This is a genomic window from Lactobacillus sp. W8174 (genome assembly GCF_016100975.1).
GTDB classification, from domain to species: domain Bacteria; phylum Bacillota; class Bacilli; order Lactobacillales; family Lactobacillaceae; genus Lactobacillus; species Lactobacillus juensis.
The window spans coordinates 1-16,116 of record NZ_JACFRN010000007.1 but is presented as its reverse complement, the minus strand read 5'-3'; the positions used below and the strand labels follow the sequence as shown (position 1 = coordinate 16,116).

19 protein-coding genes and 2 tRNA genes are annotated in these 16,116 nt (G+C 33.8%); 4 read left to right on the top strand and 17 right to left on the bottom strand.

From position 1 onward, the window contains the following. Window positions 1-104: 104 nt before the first annotated feature. From H3U49_RS09230 to H3U49_RS09220, 4 genes are all read right to left on the bottom strand, one after another. A complete protein-coding gene (locus H3U49_RS09230) occupies window positions 105-725 on the bottom strand; it encodes a matrixin family metalloprotease (protein ID WP_198181092.1) in 621 nt (206 codons plus the stop codon). After that, a complete protein-coding gene (locus H3U49_RS09225) occupies window positions 713-943 on the bottom strand; it encodes a hypothetical protein (RefSeq protein ID WP_198181091.1) in 231 nt (76 codons plus the stop codon). Before H3U49_RS09225 ends, H3U49_RS09230 begins: the two co-directional genes overlap by 13 nt. Before the next feature lie 70 nt (window positions 944-1,013). After that, window positions 1,014-1,142: a hypothetical protein gene (locus H3U49_RS09955; RefSeq protein ID WP_255528839.1), complete on the bottom strand. Its 129-nt coding sequence runs from the start codon at window positions 1,140-1,142 to the stop codon at window positions 1,014-1,016. A 100-nt stretch (window positions 1,143-1,242) separates the two neighbouring features. Further along, on the bottom strand, window positions 1,243-2,097 hold the full coding sequence (locus H3U49_RS09220; RefSeq protein WP_198181090.1) for a matrixin family metalloprotease: 855 nt from the start codon (window positions 2,095-2,097) through the stop codon (window positions 1,243-1,245). A gap of 194 nt (window positions 2,098-2,291) precedes the next feature. On the opposite strand from H3U49_RS09220, the gene H3U49_RS09215 reads away from it, so the two are divergent. Continuing rightward, on the top strand, window positions 2,292-2,930 hold the full coding sequence (locus tag H3U49_RS09215; RefSeq protein ID WP_198181089.1) for a hypothetical protein: 639 nt from the start codon (window positions 2,292-2,294) through the stop codon (window positions 2,928-2,930). Window positions 2,931-3,226: 296 nt separating this feature from the next. On the opposite strand, the gene H3U49_RS09210 is transcribed toward H3U49_RS09215, so the two are convergent. The 3 genes from H3U49_RS09210 to H3U49_RS09200 all read right to left on the bottom strand — a co-directional run bounded on the left by H3U49_RS09210 (window position 3,227) and on the right by H3U49_RS09200 (window position 5,657). Next, the gene (locus tag H3U49_RS09210; RefSeq protein ID WP_198181088.1) at window positions 3,227-4,144 is read right to left on the bottom strand and encodes an SEC10/PgrA surface exclusion domain-containing protein; all 918 of its coding nucleotides are present in this window, start codon (window positions 4,142-4,144) and stop codon (window positions 3,227-3,229) included. 21 nt (window positions 4,145-4,165) lie between these two features. Then, a complete protein-coding gene (locus H3U49_RS09205; protein WP_198181087.1) occupies window positions 4,166-4,921 on the bottom strand; it encodes a hypothetical protein in 756 nt (251 codons plus the stop codon). Window positions 4,922-5,057: 136 nt separating this feature from the next. Then, complete coding sequence (locus tag H3U49_RS09200) at window positions 5,058-5,657, bottom strand: CFI-box-CTERM domain-containing protein (protein WP_198181086.1); 600 nt, start codon at window positions 5,655-5,657, stop codon at window positions 5,058-5,060. A 235-nt stretch (window positions 5,658-5,892) separates the two neighbouring features. Between H3U49_RS09200 and H3U49_RS09195 the strand changes: the two genes are divergently transcribed. Beyond that, window positions 5,893-6,075, top strand: a complete 183-nt coding sequence (locus tag H3U49_RS09195; RefSeq protein WP_122051972.1) for a YlcI/YnfO family protein — start codon at window positions 5,893-5,895, stop codon at window positions 6,073-6,075. A gap of 322 nt (window positions 6,076-6,397) precedes the next feature. Here H3U49_RS09195 and H3U49_RS09190 read toward each other — a convergent pair whose 3' ends face one another. From H3U49_RS09190 to H3U49_RS09175, 4 genes are all read right to left on the bottom strand, one after another. Next, window positions 6,398-7,174: a hypothetical protein gene (locus H3U49_RS09190; protein WP_198181085.1), complete on the bottom strand. Its 777-nt coding sequence runs from the start codon at window positions 7,172-7,174 to the stop codon at window positions 6,398-6,400. A gap of 17 nt (window positions 7,175-7,191) precedes the next feature. Continuing rightward, window positions 7,192-7,650: a DUF6287 domain-containing protein gene (locus H3U49_RS09185; RefSeq protein ID WP_198181084.1), complete on the bottom strand. Its 459-nt coding sequence runs from the start codon at window positions 7,648-7,650 to the stop codon at window positions 7,192-7,194. A gap of 793 nt (window positions 7,651-8,443) precedes the next feature. Further along, a tRNA-Thr gene (locus H3U49_RS09180) sits at window positions 8,444-8,516 on the bottom strand. 67 nt (window positions 8,517-8,583) lie between these two features. Beyond that, the gene (locus H3U49_RS09175; RefSeq protein ID WP_198181083.1) at window positions 8,584-9,342 is read right to left on the bottom strand and encodes an NADPH-dependent oxidoreductase; all 759 of its coding nucleotides are present in this window, start codon (window positions 9,340-9,342) and stop codon (window positions 8,584-8,586) included. A 140-nt stretch (window positions 9,343-9,482) separates the two neighbouring features. On the opposite strand from H3U49_RS09175, the gene galE reads away from it, so the two are divergent. Beyond that, window positions 9,483-10,475, top strand: a complete 993-nt coding sequence (galE, locus tag H3U49_RS09170; RefSeq protein WP_198181082.1) for a UDP-glucose 4-epimerase GalE — start codon at window positions 9,483-9,485, stop codon at window positions 10,473-10,475. 37 nt (window positions 10,476-10,512) lie between these two features. Here galE and H3U49_RS09165 read toward each other — a convergent pair whose 3' ends face one another. Beyond that, the gene (locus tag H3U49_RS09165) at window positions 10,513-11,061 is read right to left on the bottom strand and encodes a GNAT family N-acetyltransferase (RefSeq protein ID WP_198181081.1); all 549 of its coding nucleotides are present in this window, start codon (window positions 11,059-11,061) and stop codon (window positions 10,513-10,515) included. A 185-nt stretch (window positions 11,062-11,246) separates the two neighbouring features. Here H3U49_RS09165 and H3U49_RS09160 point away from each other — a divergent pair, with 185 nt between their 5' ends. Next, complete coding sequence (locus H3U49_RS09160; protein WP_198181080.1) at window positions 11,247-12,617, top strand: amino acid permease; 1,371 nt, start codon at window positions 11,247-11,249, stop codon at window positions 12,615-12,617. A gap of 116 nt (window positions 12,618-12,733) precedes the next feature. Here H3U49_RS09160 and H3U49_RS09155 read toward each other — a convergent pair whose 3' ends face one another. From H3U49_RS09155 to H3U49_RS09135, 5 genes are all read right to left on the bottom strand, one after another. Next, the gene (locus H3U49_RS09155) at window positions 12,734-13,096 is read right to left on the bottom strand and encodes a DUF956 family protein (RefSeq protein WP_046331633.1); all 363 of its coding nucleotides are present in this window, start codon (window positions 13,094-13,096) and stop codon (window positions 12,734-12,736) included. Between the two features lie 6 nt (window positions 13,097-13,102). Then, window positions 13,103-14,017, bottom strand: coding sequence for a PTS system mannose/fructose/sorbose family transporter subunit IID (locus tag H3U49_RS09150; protein ID WP_198181079.1), 915 nt, complete (start codon window positions 14,015-14,017; stop codon window positions 13,103-13,105). Window positions 14,018-14,044: 27 nt separating this feature from the next. After that, on the bottom strand, window positions 14,045-14,854 hold the full coding sequence (locus H3U49_RS09145; protein ID WP_187161169.1) for a PTS mannose/fructose/sorbose transporter subunit IIC: 810 nt from the start codon (window positions 14,852-14,854) through the stop codon (window positions 14,045-14,047). A 17-nt stretch (window positions 14,855-14,871) separates the two neighbouring features. Next, window positions 14,872-15,882 carry a PTS sugar transporter subunit IIB gene (locus H3U49_RS09140; RefSeq protein ID WP_046331630.1) on the bottom strand — a complete coding sequence of 337 codons (1,011 nt, stop codon included), beginning with the start codon at window positions 15,880-15,882 and terminating at the stop codon, window positions 14,872-14,874. A 176-nt stretch (window positions 15,883-16,058) separates the two neighbouring features. Continuing rightward, window positions 16,059-16,116 (bottom strand) — tRNA-Asn (locus H3U49_RS09135).

Sequence of the window (16,116 nt, the reverse complement as noted above, 5' to 3'; positions counted from 1 at the left end):
TATAATAATTAATTTTCTTTCTACGTGTTTGTAGTTAAAGTTAGCAACATAAAAAACCATACCAGCAATAATTACTGATATGATCGATATGTTGTCAACAGTGATTAGTTTTGGTATAAAAGCGCTAAACGATTAATGTAATCTTGGTCAATAGCTGTATGGGTTGAGTCAATAGTTTTGATATTTTTAATGTATAGTGTTGGATACATTATAGCAGATTTATCTTCTAAGTTATGATCTAGTCCTAGTGCATGTCCAATTTCATGTATAGTTAAGTTATTTAAGGTTAATGCGTAATTAGTTACTGTTGGCTTATTTAATTCATTTGTAAAGAATGTTATTTTACTTGTTTTAGAAATGAATAAACCGTGATATGGTTGACCAGTATCTTCTGTATAAGCATTACCTAAAAGGTCACGACCATTGTTTTTGTCTTTTAATGCAAAAGTTAATTTGGCATTGGCTTTGTTTGTTCTGATTAATTTAACAATATTTAAGTTGTTTATTTGATTGATAGCATCTTCAACAATTTTTTGTTGTTTGCTTGATAAATTATCATCATTATATTTAATAGTTAGCTTTGCCCAACGTTGATCTAATAGATTGTATTTATTTAATACGTTATCGGTAAACTTGCTAATTTTAGGAACGTCATAATTTGATTTAGCCTTTTGAATTTTTTGTTCTTTTGGCATGTTAAATTGTTGACGTTCTATTTTAGACATTTTGTGTCCGATGTAGCAATGTTTTTTTTGTTGTAAGTATAAGCGTAGCCAAATTTAAATTGGTGTTTGTTTTTGGCAGTTACATAGTGTTTCTTTTTGGCTTTCTTTGCTTGAATAGTTGTAGGAGTGGCTACGATTGGTATAGTTGTTTTGGTTAAAGTTATTAATGAAAGCAAAGTTACAGCTGACTTTACTAATTTTGATAAAATTTTAATCATAATTTTTTCTTTCTATGTTATTAAAAATAATGATCATTTTAATTCTATAATATATTATTTATTAAATTTTTTAAACTGTGGTTTTTTGTGAGCAATAACGATTTTTGCTTTGGTATTGAATAACGGAAGCAGTTGGTGTCATTGTGATTAAGGCTAAAAGGGTAATGATTGTTGCTTTTAACTTTTTAGTGAATTTCATGATAATTTTTCCTTTCTAAATTGTAGTTGTTGTTAGTTAGCAACATAAAAAACCATATCAGTAATGATTACTGATATGGTCGATATGTTGTCAACAGGGATTAGTTTTGGTAAAGAATAGCTAAACCGTTGATGTAATCTTGGTCAATTGTTGTGTGAATATTGTCAGTGGTTTTAATTTTATCTTCGTATGTTGTTTGTGACATAATTTCATATTTATCTTGATCTGTATGATTAAGACCTAGAGCGTGGCCTGTTTCATGAAGAATAACAGTGTTAAATACTAAATTAAAATTATGTTTATTTGTAAATTTGTTTATAAAAATAGATACTGTGGTATTTTCAATTAGACTTAAGCCTTTGTAATCATCGCTTGACTCAATTCTAGTTTCAGCAAGTCTATTAGTATTGTAGTTTATAGTTGTAACATAATTAATACTTGCGTCTTTGTTAGTTTTCTTTATGGTGACAATACCTAAATCATTAATTTGTTTAATGGCATTTTCAACTATTTGTTGTTGTTCGTTAGTTAATTTGCTGTCATTGAATGTTAATGTAGTTTTTGCCCAACGTTCATCATAAATGTGGTATTTATTTAAAATATCTTTAGTAAATTCTTTTACTTTAGGTACATCATAAGTGCTAGTGGCTTTTTCAACTCTTGGCTCATCGGAATCAGTGGTTGAAGCATGGTGTTTCTTCTTTTTATGACCAATGAAAACACCTTTCTTTTTGTTGTAAGTGTAGCTGTAACCGGGTTTAAATTCATCGTAGTATTTAGCAATGACGTAAGTCTTCTTTTTAGTTTTCTTGACTTTTTTGTGATGTTTCTTAGCTTTAGCTGAAATAGTAGTTAAATTAGTAATAGTGGTTGGTGCAACGGTTGCGCTAGTAGTAATAAGTGCTAAAGTGGCAACAGCAATTTTGATGAATTTAGTAGTTAATGGGATGTTCATGATGCATTTATTCTTTCTCAAAATAATTGATAATTTTAAAAATTAAACCATACTTCCCTCAATATATCATTACTGTCAGGCTTGAAACAAGTGTCAGTAAGATTTTTTAATGCTTATATTGCTTAATATTAAAATTAGAAATAAACTTGTATCAAATGTTGTACGCAAGCTATAAATTAACGGAGGTAGAATAAATGAATATCAATCAAATAAAACGAAATTCAATAAAAGTTAAGCCCAAACTTAAATGGTTAACTTGTGTTTTAACTATAGGTACTTTAGCTGGAGCTATTGTAACTATAAATTTTCAAAGCTCGTATTCTATACAAACAGTAAAAGCCGCAAGCAAAAAAGATATTGATGAATTTAAAAATTTACATGTTAGCCCTAAAACCTTTCCTAAGAAAATGCGTGGTACTTGGTATTCATGTTCAAGTGATGACAATTCATTAACAAAAACAGTTATTACTAAAAATAAGATGATTTATCGATATAAAGATGGAAAAGTGACAAATTCCCTTCATGTCTATAAAAAACATAGTCTTAACCCTAAGAGTAAGGGATATAGGCATAATAGAATTTCATGGCTTTTTCTTAATTATGTAAAACCTGTCAAAGAAAAAAATAGGTATTATGTTGTATATAGAGGCTGGAATCAAGTCCTTGGAACTAATGTTCATTATAATGTTTCAAAAATAAATGGCCATGAAATTTTAACTTTATCTTCGGGTTTTTATGTTTCCGATCATTCTTATAAATCAAAGAAACTAGCTTTAAAGTATAAGCAAAAGCACTATCATAATTTTATATATCATAAAATTGCAACGGATTAACAACCAGCAAAAGTCTGTTAATCCCTAGTTAGTCCAACTATTTCTGCAATTATTTAATAACAAAAATCAGCCTTGATTTACCTTCGTAAAACGTTGATAAATCAAGGCTAATTAATTTAAATTATTCTTTCGAATATTGGCTATTTGCCTATAACTAGGAGATGAACTTTTTATATAAAAATGTTTCCTTTGTTTTAAAAACTTACTAATCGTCTCATCTAATTGGCATACCGATAAATTTTTTATTTATGAAAAATAACTCTTTTGAATCAAATGATTTTCTCAAAAAATATTCTTTATGGCTTAAATGAACCAATAGCTTCTCTTGCTCCTTCTCCCGTCACAAAAAATGACGATATTCCAATATAATGAACAGAATATTCATCTCCTCTACGACTAATACTAAGACCAAAATAAGAGTATTCATCATGTTCATTTATTTCGTGACCAGCATTGCTCAACAAATTTCCAGCATGAAGCCATTCAGTATAACAACTTTTCTTTGAATAATCTCCGCCATCATAACCAAATATCATTTCAATTAAGCCATCATAAATCTCTGACTTAAGCTCAGAAATTGTCATTTTTTTAGTGCTTTCGAATCCAGTCAGATCTTCAATGTAATTGTTATCTATATTTAAACCATTCTTCTTAGCAGCGCGAACTATTCCCTCAATATAATGATCGCCAGGATCAAAAACTGACTTTTTATTTTTAGTATATTCCTGAGCAATATCATCCGCAATTCTTTGGGTACCTTCACTTTTAATCCATGGTTTTAAATTTAAATAACTTCGTGCTTCATTAATTAATCTCAAAGTATAAGAAGTAATTTCATCACTTTGCTTCCTAGTCATCTTAGTAGGATCAATTTTGGTTTTATCATCACTAGCACTTTCAGAATGTTTAAACTCATTCTGTTTAACTCCTAACATGCAAGCTTGGATAAATTCTTTACTTGGTTTATTTTCATATGCATTGGTCAACCGATCATAAGTATAGCCTGCTGGTAATTTAATTGTTGCCAAGGAATAAACTTTTTCTTTACGTTTTTTCTTATGATGCTTAACTCTTACTTTTTTCTTTGATTTACTCTTTGCCTCGACTTGGACTATTGGTGTAAATGAATTATCCACTACCCCAAATTCTACTACTCCAATTGTTATGACACTAAGCAACACTAAAAAGATTTTTCTATTACATGACTTCATCATTCAACCCTCTAAAATAAAAATTTAATACGAGATTATCCATCCTTCTGAAATTCTAATCGCATCTTTATAACTTAGTCTTAGTTTATGTCGATTACCTTGAAACCAGGTTGAAAACACCATGTTAATATTTGGATATTTGATGTTTTTCCATATAAGGTTTCTAGATTTTGCTGCTTCTTCACTTAAATAACAGTTTTTAGAATATAATTCATATACAAGCGCATTATTTGTTGCTTGAGGAACAAATTTATATTTTTGATAGACTAAAACTCGGTACTTTCTGCTTTTATATTTAATACTTTTTACCCAAAACCTATAGCCGCTATTACTACTAGTCGGTACAACATAAATATCTTTTTTTTCTTGTTTATATACATGTTCAGTGCGATTCATTCGCTTTTTATTAATTGTCCACTGAAGATTTTGAGGACTAAACCATTGTCCACGAAGTTTTTTAGGTATTGTTTTCAGTCTTTTTCCAACCAATTTTTCTTTTTCAGTTATATTAGCAACCTGAGTTTTTTTAATCTTAAAAGCTAATTTCTTTGTTTCTTTTTTATCTAACTTACTGTTATGTTTATGCCATTTTCCTTCAGAAAGATTTGAATTAAATTTATAGCCTCGACGTTTTAAACCGGATACTAGGAATTTTATGTATTTATAATCATTTGAATCTGGCGACCCATTTCTAAATGGTCCGTAATTAATTTGATAGTCTGGATAAAAAGTAAGAACATACTTCTCTTTTTCTTTAGCTTTAACGGTTTGTGGATTCATAGCATTGATTGGATTAGTTTCAGTAATACCACCAAAAATTCCTATTACTAAATAGAAACTAATAGTTTAAGTATTTTGTGCTTGCTTTTCATTTTTTATTTAACCAGCCAAATTTATCATCAAAGAACAATATAATTTACAAATATTTCTCTTCTAATGCTTCTGAATAATCTTTATAAGTTTCATAAGCTTCTTTATTTTTGCCTTTATTAATCAGGTTAATACACTTTTGTACTAAGTCCGTATACATTTTCTGATAAACAGAAGCTTTATTAGGCAAAGAATTTATTTTTGCTACAATCTTTGGTGCAATTACATAATATTTTTTAGCAGCTTCCTTCATTTCAGTTGAAGTCTGCATAAAACCATCTCTAAAACTTCTTAACGTTTCTAATTCATAACAGTCATCCGGTTTACCAAAATAATCAACACATGCAGTGGTCAAGTAGCAGTCTGCTGTCCTACCATTTTTTTCATCAACCCCATAATTTATTGCAGGTACACCATTCAACGTAGTAGTTTCATCTGGAAAAATTTCAACTATCTTTGCACCATTTTTATCATATAAAACAATTGAATCATCACTTTGAGCACTGACATTATAAACATTAATGTATTTTTGAGTTCTCTGGTTTCCATTTTGCGGTTTCATATACATATATACTTCATGGTCAGTTAAAAATTCCGGTCTTGACATAACCTCTCTTGCACAATTTTCTAAATCACTGTAACTCATTAACTTTCTCCTTTAACATTTCCAAATCTTACTATTGAACAAACTAGGCAATAAAAGCTCCTACTCTAAAAATGTATTTAGTATATTTAAGCTCTATTGCAAAAGTATATTGTGTTTTTAGTAATACTTACTTATTCACTTCCGCTGACTATCTTTCATTATCTTGTCTTGCTATTTGCAATGCATATTTATAATAGATTACTCCTTACAATGATTCCAACAGGAGGTAAACAAATTGGCATTTCAAATTAGATCAAATCGAAAAGAAACTGAAAATAAGACTATTCGCTTCCCGCTAAGTCTTATTAAGCAGATAGAAACAGCAATTGAAGGAAAAGATGTTACTTTTTCTAGTTTTGTGATTCAAGCATGTGAATATGCTCTTAGCAATCTAGAAGACACACCTAAAAAGAAGTAACTAAATTTCCTATAGTTCCATTTTACATTTTGCATTATATTTTGCAATGCTTTTTGTATTATAAAATATAATGTTAATTTGCAGCTTTATAATTGACCAAGGGAGTACTATACCTAGTCGATTACCAGATTATACACAAAAAAGCAGCGTATTGCAGCATTCACATCGTGAGTCTCAACGCTGTTTTTGTTTTATTTTAGTCTTTATTTACTTTAAAGACTATATTTATAATTCTGTTGAGAGACGGTAACACAATCCATATATACTGGCCATTTTCCTGCATACTGCTATCTTTTTGACACTTAAGCTGTAATTTTTTTATTTAAGAGATTGTATTCTGATTGTCATTCACATGTAATGCACCGTAAAGTTCTTTGCCTCTTTGTTTGATAATATCTGTAATTGCTAATAGGTAGTCTTCAAAAGTTGATTTATTTGATAATTCTTGTAGTGAAAATTTACTCTCTGCATCTCTCGCTGCAAAATTCCATAGGTAGTTTTCATCAATGAAATCAACAGTATTAGTAAATTTTTTAAAATAATCTTTTTGAAATACTATAGCTTTCTTCAACTTATCAGTACTCTTAAAATCATTCTTAAAATTACTATCATAAAGTTCATTCAGTACAATTAGAAATTTATCAAAGTAATCATTGTACGGCTCTTGAGCCCTCTTAGGATTAATTCCACCTTGAACTGGCAAGATAAAGAAATTTCCTAGTTGATAATTATTACAGAGTTGATAATATGGTTTACCCTTTTTATCAGTTTCTTCAAACTCAAAAATCTGGTCATCATTATGCGGTGTACAATTTTTTATAATACCAATAATTTCTAACTGTGTCCTTCGGTCTAAAAAGCGATAATACTTACCATAATACTTTTTTACTGCTATTCGATAGGTATTTATCGTATCACCCGCATGCATTTTTTCATCAAACCAAGGAAAAAGCTTATGATAAATGCTATTTGTTAATTCTGTTCGATCCGCTTCTTCTCCTTGAGTTAAAAAATCGAATCTTACTGCCTGTTCCTCATTTAGAGATAAAAAATCTTCTAAAGTTATTTTATTAATTCCAGAATAGTCTTTAAGTTTCATTACACACCTCTAATAAATCACTTGTCTCTTTGAAATATAAAGTTATCACCCATATTGCTACAGAAAATTGTTATCCGCTCTTTTCTAGTATCAACAGCCTTTGTAAATCGACCATGTACTTGACTCACAATAGGAATATTCCGCGGGTAAAATTCCAAACTCCACGTAATCGCACCTTCAGAAGATGCAGTAAGCGGAGGATATTTCGTTCTATTGGCCTTTGAAGGAACAGTAAACTTTAGTTTTCGCTTAAACTTTTTGACATCATTAGCGTCTGACAATCTTTTACCTCGAACAAGTTCGTATTTACCCAAAAACATCTTATTTTTAGTAACTCTTAGATTCTGAATATATACTTTATTCATATTTCTCCAAGTAATTCCTTTGCCGTCATACCGATTATTTGCAAACGCAACTTCTTTCCATTCACCAGCAATGCTAGAATAATTGCCTTTTCTAATTTGAGCTAAATTCATCTTATGGCTTATCTTGTTGCTAACTGCCTCAACTTTATGAGGAGCATTGCTATTACTATTTTTTTGAATTGTATTTTTTGACTTTACTTTTTTGTTAACTTGAACAGTTTTTACAGAACTTTCATTAGAGTTAGATTTATGATTTACACTACATGCCCCAAGCAAACTGCTACATATTAGTAACCCAATTAACATCTTTATTTTTTTATTCAAATTATCTTCAACCCTTTTCACTTTACACTTTGCAATACAGTTTAACTATAAAACTGTATTGCAACTAATATAAACCACGCCTTTTGTCATTACATACACTATGGTATTTAAACTGTCAGTTATGATGAGACAAAATCTTAAAGAAATGGAAAATAAATCTGTTAGATTTTATCTCTAGTCTTCTGAATTAATTATTTCAGCATGCGAAAACGCATTTAAGCATATGAAATAATAATCAAGAATATATCCACTTCTTCAGCAATTATATTTTACTATTTGCATTGCAAAATACAATGCAAAATAAAAATGTGAGTAGTATTATAGCTTAATTTAAATGTGTTGTTTTTGCTAAGGAAAAACAATACTCTGTTTGAGGCATATCTATTGGCACACAAAAAAGGGGTTATAAATACCGTTATATCAGCCATAGTGCCTACCTAAAAGTTTTTATCAAGAACACAGATAAAAATGTGTTCCGTATTGTGTGCATAATTATCTTTAATAAACAAAAAATAACCTTAACTTACCAACAGAAAACGCTGATATATCAAGGTTATTTAATCTAACATAAACTTCTGAATGCTGATTGCCAGAATCGAACTGGCGACCTTTTCTTTACGAGGGAAACGCTCTACCAACTGAGCTAAATCAGCAACTTTCACAACGTTTAAATTATACCAAAACAAAAAAAGTCGTGCAATCGAATGCGCGACTTTTATTTTATTTCCAATCTAGGCAAAGCTCTTGTTTGTGCAACAATTCTGGCAACTCGTCACGATCAATTCTCTTATTGTTTAACTTGTCACCAGTTATTTGCTTGGTAAAAGAATCAATACGTCTATTAGCATCCCGCAAGTCATAGTAAGTGGTAACGACTTGGTCATATTCTTTCAAGTCTGCCACTTTAAAATCACGCGGATACTCATTTTCAAAAGTAGTAAATGCTAGTGGCAAACGCGGCTTCAATTGCGGCTCTTGGTCGGGAATACCCACTTGCATCCCTAACGCTGGAAACGTCAGTTTAGGCAAGTCTAATACGTCTAACATTTTTAACGGGTGATCATTAATGGTGCCTAGAGGCACATAGCCTAGATCCATGCTTTCAACAGCATTAGCCACATTTTGCCAAGCAAGTAACGTGTCATCCATCCCCTGAAAGAAAATATCCGTGGTATGAACACGTCCGTCATCTTTACCTAACTGGCGGCGAATTTGTTGGTTGCGGTATAAATCAACTATAAAGATAAACAAATCTCCTTCAGCACCAACATATTTTTGCCCGCACAATTCTCTGATTTTTGCCCTTTTACTTTCATCAGTAATATGAAGCATTGTCGCATTTTGCATAAACATGCTGGTCGCTGTATGTTGAAAAACGGTGTACAAAGTATTTAATTGTTCTGCACTTAGTGTTTGATCTTTAAATTTTCTGATAGAGCGATGATTAATTTGCTGGTTAATTGTGGAATTATGAATCATTTTGATACTTCTTTCTAACTATCTTACTAAAAGTAACTCTATTGCAAATTTATATTACTGTCAATAAATTGTCTTTTATACTAACAGAATGTGCTAAAATTTAGACAGAATACAGAATTAATAATCCAGTGGAGGAATTTATGCGTGTTTTAGTTATCGGCGGTGCCGGTTATATTGGCTCGGTAGCTGTTAAAAAATTAATTGAACAAAATAATGATGTTGTTGTTTTGGATGCTTTATATACAGGACACAGAAAGGCAGTTAATCCTAAAGCCAAGTTTTACCAAGGAGATATTGAAAACAAGTTTTTAGTCAGTCAAATTTTACGTAAAGAAAAAATTGAGGCAGTTATGCACTTTGCTGCTTATTCTTTAGTACCAGAATCTGTGCAAAAGCCACTCAAATATTATGATAATAATGTTTCTGGCATGATTTCCTTATTAGAGGCCATGAAAGATGCCGGTGTCAATTACCTGGTCTTTTCTTCCAGCGCTGCAACATTTGGCATCCCTAAAAAATTACCAATTACTGAAGATTCACCGCTTAATCCGATCAGTCCTTATGGCGAAACCAAAGTAATGATGGAAAAAATCATGCATTGGGCAGATAAAGCTGATGGTATCAAATCAATTGCACTGCGCTATTTCAACGTTGCTGGTGCTGCAAGTGATGGGTCAATTGGAGAAGATCACTCTCCGGAAACGCATTTAATTCCTAATATTTTAAAAAGTGCTGTCAGTGGCGATGGTAAATTTACTATTTTTGGTAATGACTACGACACTAAAGATGGCACTAATGTCAGAGATTACGTTCAAATCGAAGATCTCATCGACGCGCATGTACTGGCACTAAAATACTTAGTTAAAACCAGCAAATCCGATGTTTTCAACCTCGGAACTGCTCACGGTTATTCCAACTTAGAGATCTTACAGGCGGCTCGTAAAGTTACCAATATTGAAATTCCATATACTATGGGACCACGCCGTGCAGGTGATCCTGACAGTTTAGTTGCCGATTCAGCTAAAGCCAGAACTATTTTAGGCTGGCAGCCACAGCACGAGAGCGCTGAAGATGTAATGGCAAGTGCTTGGAAATGGCATCAAACTCATCCTCAAGGATACGAAGACAAATAACAAAATTGCTGGTAAATTTTACCAGCAATTTTTTTGATTAGTTTTTAGGATTAAATGTGATATATAACTCCATATCACAGAACTTACCGTGATACTTAACTTCATCTTTAAGCCTGGCCACATATTCAAAATGCAGCCTTTCAGCAATAGCTCTACTAGGTTTATTATTATGATCTGCCAGTAATTTAATACTATGTAATCCAAACTGGTTGAATGATACGTCTACTAACTTTTTAACGGCATGGGTCATTATTCCGTTACCCTGATATTTTTGCCCCAGCCAATAGCCAATTTCGCCGCTTTCATTTTTTAACTTAATATTGTGCAGGTCAACCATTCCTGCTGGTTTGCCATTGACAAGAACAACTAGTACCAGTTTCTTATAATTAGCGGTGTCAACTCGCATTGCCTTAATAAAATCAACTTCATCTTTTACACTCGCAATCTTACCTGCCCAAGGTAAAAAATGTGCCAGCTGATCACGGTCATGGACAATAATTTCGTATAAGGTTTCCGCATGACTGACTTCCGGTAATACCAAACTAATATCCAAGTTATTTACAGTAAATTGGCCAATGGTAAACATTAAATCTTCCTCCTTAATTTATTTTTAATAAAATATATGATACTACAATTTGTCTTTAAATAAAGCCCTTTTTAACATAACAAAACTTACAATTTGACCAAATTTTATTTTGTTAAAAACATACGCTTTTGTATAATGCTATAATTTAATAATGTAACTAATTTTTAAGTATTTGGAGTGATTTAATGAGCGAAGAAGAAGAAAATAACGGTTCTGGTTACGAACGAACCTTGACAAACGCGCATATTCAATTGATTGCCCTGGGTGGGACAATTGGTACAGGTTTATTTCTAGGTGTAGGTAATAGCATTAGACGAGCCGGTCCTAGCGTCATTTTAATTTATGCCATTGTCGGTATTTTCTTATTTCTACTTATGCGAGCTTTAGGTGAGCTCATAATTTCAGACTTATCTAAGCATACCTATATTGACTTTATCGAAAAGTACTTGGGTAAAAACACCGGATTCATCTCAGGCTATCTTTACTGGATTAGTTGGGTTACCTTGGGTATGGCAGAAATGACAGCCTTGGGAATATATTTTCAATACTGGTTTCCCCATTTGCCTACGTGGGTACCTGGTTTAGTAACCATAGCTGTTTTGCTATTTATCAATTTGCTTTCTGCCCGTCTTTTTGGCAATCTGGAGTTTAGTTTTGCCATAATTAAAATTGTGACCGTTATTGCCTTCGTGATTTTAGTGGCCTACTTGTTAATAACTGGTGGCAAGACCTCTTTTGGACCCGTTACTCTTGCTAACCTTTCCACACATGGTGGCTTTTTTGCTAAAGGCGGCACCGGGTTCTTTTCAGGTTTTCAAATGGTTATCTTTAGCTTTGTTGGCGTTGAATTAGTCGGATTAACTGCTGCCGAAGCGCAAAACCCCAAAGTAACAATTAGAAAGGCTATTAATGAGGTCCCAATGCGTATCATTTTATTCTATGTACTGGCCATTATTGCTATTTTAGTAGTGATTCCCTGGAATAAAGTGACTACTAATTCTAGTCCGTTTGTGCAGACCCTAGCGGCAACTGGCATCCGCAATGCCGGCTCAATTATCAATTTTGTGGTTATTTCTGCTGCTGTTTCCTCGACTAACAGTATTTTATACAGTGCAGGCAGATTGCTATTTTCTGTTACTTTTAACGGTAAAGGCAAATTTAACCAGACGTTTGGTCATCTGAGAAGGCAATTGCCCCAGAATGCTTTAACTCTATCAGCCTGCCTAATGGCCTTAGCACCTTTTGTTATCATTGTCATCGGCAATGAGGCATTTAATTTTATTTCTTCAACCTCCACCAGTATGTTTTTAATTATCTGGTGCTTGATGCTTTTAACACATATTGCCTACCGGAAAAAGACACCTGCACAAGAACTTACCGATTTTAAAATGCCTGGTTTCCCTTTCTGGGACTATATCACCTTGATCTTTTTCATTTTGATGATCATATTACTGCTGATTTTGCCTGAAAACAGGATTTCCATGATTTCAGCACTGTTAATCTTTATAGTTTTGTCAACCCTGTCTAAAATTTGGCACGAAGAAAAGAAGGCGTAGCAATGCAAGCTTTGAAACAGAAATTGCTGGTGAATTAGGTGTTGTCGGAGAAATAAGTATTAAAAGCAAGAATTAAGTAAAAAATTCCTAGACAATTATTTTTGTCTAGGAACTTTTTATTTATGCATTATTCTTCTTTTGATTTTTTGCCACAATCCCAGTGCCTGCCGCATTCTATTGGCGGGGACATACTTACGAATAGCACGCAAAGTTTTTTTATTATTACGTGTTGTAAAAATAAATTTTCCGTTTGCACGAGTGCGAATTTCAAAACGAGGTATATAGCGTCCATGGAAATAAACATCCGCCACCACATAAGTAACTTCTGGCCACGGAATCTGGACATAATCAGAGATGTTGCGGTCATTATAGAATTCAAATGCCTTATCTCCGACCATTACTTTACCGTATGTAGATAACGAGCGAAACCAAGTCGCATTTGTCGTTAAATCAACTTTGGTGTTACTTGATTCAACCATTTTAGATTAAAGCACATGCAGAACATGCAAAACGACACCAACAATGAAGATGGCAATAATAATTACGATTGGTGAAACTTTCTTCTTTAACAACCACATACACAGGAAAGTCAAAAGTAGTCCAGCTAAACCAGGGATTAAACTATCCAAGTTGTTTTGCAAAGTAGTAACTTTAAACTTGGTTAAAGACAAGCCATTTGCCTGATCAATTAAAGCTTGTTGAATACCTTTAGCACCGGCTGGAAGTGAGCCCCAATCAATATAGCCACCCTTTTGGACAGGCGTCTTTGAAACAATCGGAGTGAACTTAATGTTAACCCAGCGTTCAATCAGGGAGCCTAAAACAAACATACCCATCATCGAAGCTCCACGGGTTACCTTTTGCAATAGACCACCAGACATATCATTAGTAATCGCAGAACCAGCCTTGTAGCCAAATTCCTGTGTGTACCACATAAAGGCCAATCTAATTACGTTCCAAATAACGAAGAACAAAATTGGTCCTAAAATATTGCCTTGAATAGCCATTGAGGCACCTAGAGCACCAACAATTGGCCGTACAGTGTACCAGAATACAGGATCACCGACACCGGCTAAAGGTCCCATCATTCCAACCTTAACACCTTGAATAGCTTCATCTTCAACTTTAGCTCCGTTAGCCTTATCCTCTTCTAATGCTAAAGTAACACCGAGAATTGGCGATACTAAGTAAGGGTGAACGTTAAAAAAGACTAGGTGTCTCTGCAAAGCAGCAGCCATATCATCTTTTTTAGGATAAAGTTTTCTTAAAGCAGGAATAAGTGAATATGCATATCCACCATTCTGCATTCTTTCGTAGTTCCATGAAGCCTGCAAAAATTGTGAGTGCCACATAACTTTGAAGCGGTCGGTTTTAGTTAATTTTATTTTTTTATCAGCCATTGTAAAATCCTCCTCTTAAATATCACTCTAATAGTCATCTATGATATCGCCGAGTGGATCGCCGGTACCTTCATCATCAGAATTTGAACTGCTGTTATTGCCACCTTTTGACTCTAATGCTAAATACATCAGAGCCATTGCCAAACCAATGGCACCCAAAGCAATCAAAGTTAAATCTTTAATAGCTGCTAAAGCAAAACCGATAGCAAAGAACGGCCAAACTTCACGGCTGGCCATCATGTTGATCACCATTGCGTAACCAACGGCAACAACCATGGCACCACCGATTGACATACCATCACTTAGCCATGCTGGCATTAAACCTAGCCAATATTTAACAGTCGATGCTGGAATAGCTAACAGCAATGCAGCTGGAATGGCAATTCTTAATCCTTGCAGACAAACGTCAATCCATTGCCACATATTAATTTTACGCCAATTACCTTTTTTAGCATCTGCGTCCATAATGTGCACAATACCAGTAGAAATTGTCCGCACAATCATAGTCAAAAAGAGTCCAGCAACGGCCAGAGGCATCGCAATACCTGTAGCCATCCCAATACCCTTTGTTCCTTGACCACTTTGAACCAAAATAATAGCCGACGCAACAGAAGCTAAAGCAGCATCAGGCGCAACAGCGGCACCGATATTAGCCCAACCCAAGGCTATCATTTGTAAATAACCACCTAGGATAACACCTAAAACCAGATTTCCGGTTACTAGGCCAATTAATGTACAAGCAACCAATGGTTGATGAAATTCCCATTGGTCTAAGATGCCTTCCATACCTGCAAGAAAGGCAACTATGACAACTAAAATCATTTGAATAGCGTTCATTTTTTACTCCTATTCTCTTACTTGTTTTGCTCGTCAAGCAAACTTTGAGCTTTATTTAAAATAGCTTCCATATTGCCTTCTTTATCAGTTGGAACTTTCCGCACATCGTACTTAACTCCCATTTTTTCAAGTTCGTGGAAAGTATCAACATCTTCTTGATTCATAGACAATACATTGTTAGCATTGACATCTCCAACTTTATAGGACATTGAACCAACATTAACTGTTTTAATGTCTACACCTGCTTTTATCACTTTTAAAACATCTTCTGGATTTTCAAAAAGTAGTAAGGCGTGCGTGTTACCAAAACGGGGATCCTTAGCTATCTCAACTAACTTGTTCAACGGTACAGTGTGCGCTTTAACACCTGCAGGTGCAGCTTCACGAATCATGCTTTTACGCATTTCGTCTTTAGCTACATTGTCTGAAACTACGATAACCCGGTCTGGATGCATAGTTGGTATCCAACCAGTAGCCACTTGGCCGTGTAATAATCGTGAATCGATCCGAGCTAAAACAAATTTAATGTGACCATCACCAACAACAGTGCCTTCCGGGATAGTCTTCTTTTTAGCTGAAGATGCTGTTTGTGCCTGCGGTTTTGTACCTGCAGTTTCCTTTGGCATTAATTCTGCCGGCTTGGTTTTAATACCATCTTTTGCTGGCTCAACAACAGCTGTTGCAATTTGATGAGCGGTAATGTCAGGGTTTGTCATCCTCTGAGTTAGAGCTTCAACAACCATTGGTAAATTCATACCAGTGACAACTGCCCAATTAGGATGCTTTTCAAGCAGAGTATTAGCTTGATTAAACGGCGTACCTCCCCACAAATCAACTATTAACAGTACTTCATCCTGATTTTCAAATGAAGTTATTGCTGTTTCCATTTTGCCCCTTATATCATCTGGCCCTTCATCAGGCTTTAAAATGACATGAGCAAAATTGTCTTGTTCGCCAAACAGCATTTGCGCAGACTGCGCAATTCCATCGGCAAATCCACCATGGCTGGCTAAAACAATTCCTACCATGAGATTTCCTCCTTTAGATAAAATGTATCCGCTAATATTGTACCGTGAAACAGGCTCTGTGTCACTTTCTCTAACTATTGCCTAACATTTTTCTAATATATTAAAACTAGCCTTTTATGGTTAATGAATAGAAAAAAAGAGGACCTTCAGGTCCTCTTCTCTTTGCTCGCTCCGGCTGTCAGACTCGAACTGACGACATCTTGATTAACAGTCAAGCGCTCTACCAACTGAGCT

Bases quoted from the DNA above. Each gene is read 5' to 3' on its own strand.
- H3U49_RS09230 (WP_198181092.1), bottom strand. From the start codon at position 725: ATGTCTAAAATAGAACGTCAACAATTTAACATGCCAAAAGAACAAAAA.
- H3U49_RS09225 (WP_198181091.1), bottom strand. From the start codon at position 943: ATGATTAAAATTTTATCAAAATTAGTAAAGTCAGCTGTAACTTTGCTT.
- H3U49_RS09955 (WP_255528839.1), bottom strand. From the start codon at position 1,142: ATGAAATTCACTAAAAAGTTAAAAGCAACAATCATTACCCTTTTAGCC.
- H3U49_RS09220 (WP_198181090.1), bottom strand. From the start codon at position 2,097: ATGAACATCCCATTAACTACTAAATTCATCAAAATTGCTGTTGCCACT.
- H3U49_RS09215 (WP_198181089.1), top strand. From the start codon at position 2,292: ATGAATATCAATCAAATAAAACGAAATTCAATAAAAGTTAAGCCCAAA.
- H3U49_RS09210 (WP_198181088.1), bottom strand. From the start codon at position 4,144: ATGATGAAGTCATGTAATAGAAAAATCTTTTTAGTGTTGCTTAGTGTC.
- H3U49_RS09205 (WP_198181087.1), bottom strand. From the start codon at position 4,921: ATGAATCCACAAACCGTTAAAGCTAAAGAAAAAGAGAAGTATGTTCTT.
- H3U49_RS09200 (WP_198181086.1), bottom strand. From the start codon at position 5,657: ATGAGTTACAGTGATTTAGAAAATTGTGCAAGAGAGGTTATGTCAAGA.
- H3U49_RS09190 (WP_198181085.1), bottom strand. From the start codon at position 7,174: ATGAAACTTAAAGACTATTCTGGAATTAATAAAATAACTTTAGAAGAT.
- H3U49_RS09185 (WP_198181084.1), bottom strand. From the start codon at position 7,650: ATGAATTTAGCTCAAATTAGAAAAGGCAATTATTCTAGCATTGCTGGT.
- H3U49_RS09175 (WP_198181083.1), bottom strand. From the start codon at position 9,342: ATGATTCATAATTCCACAATTAACCAGCAAATTAATCATCGCTCTATC.
- galE (WP_198181082.1), top strand. From the start codon at position 9,483: ATGCGTGTTTTAGTTATCGGCGGTGCCGGTTATATTGGCTCGGTAGCT.
- H3U49_RS09165 (WP_198181081.1), bottom strand. From the start codon at position 11,061: ATGTTTACCATTGGCCAATTTACTGTAAATAACTTGGATATTAGTTTG.
- H3U49_RS09160 (WP_198181080.1), top strand. From the start codon at position 11,247: ATGAGCGAAGAAGAAGAAAATAACGGTTCTGGTTACGAACGAACCTTG.
- H3U49_RS09155 (WP_046331633.1), bottom strand. From the start codon at position 13,096: ATGGTTGAATCAAGTAACACCAAAGTTGATTTAACGACAAATGCGACT.
- H3U49_RS09150 (WP_198181079.1), bottom strand. From the start codon at position 14,017: ATGGCTGATAAAAAAATAAAATTAACTAAAACCGACCGCTTCAAAGTT.
- H3U49_RS09145 (WP_187161169.1), bottom strand. From the start codon at position 14,854: ATGAACGCTATTCAAATGATTTTAGTTGTCATAGTTGCCTTTCTTGCA.
- H3U49_RS09140 (WP_046331630.1), bottom strand. From the start codon at position 15,882: ATGGTAGGAATTGTTTTAGCCAGCCATGGTGGATTTGCCGATGGAATT.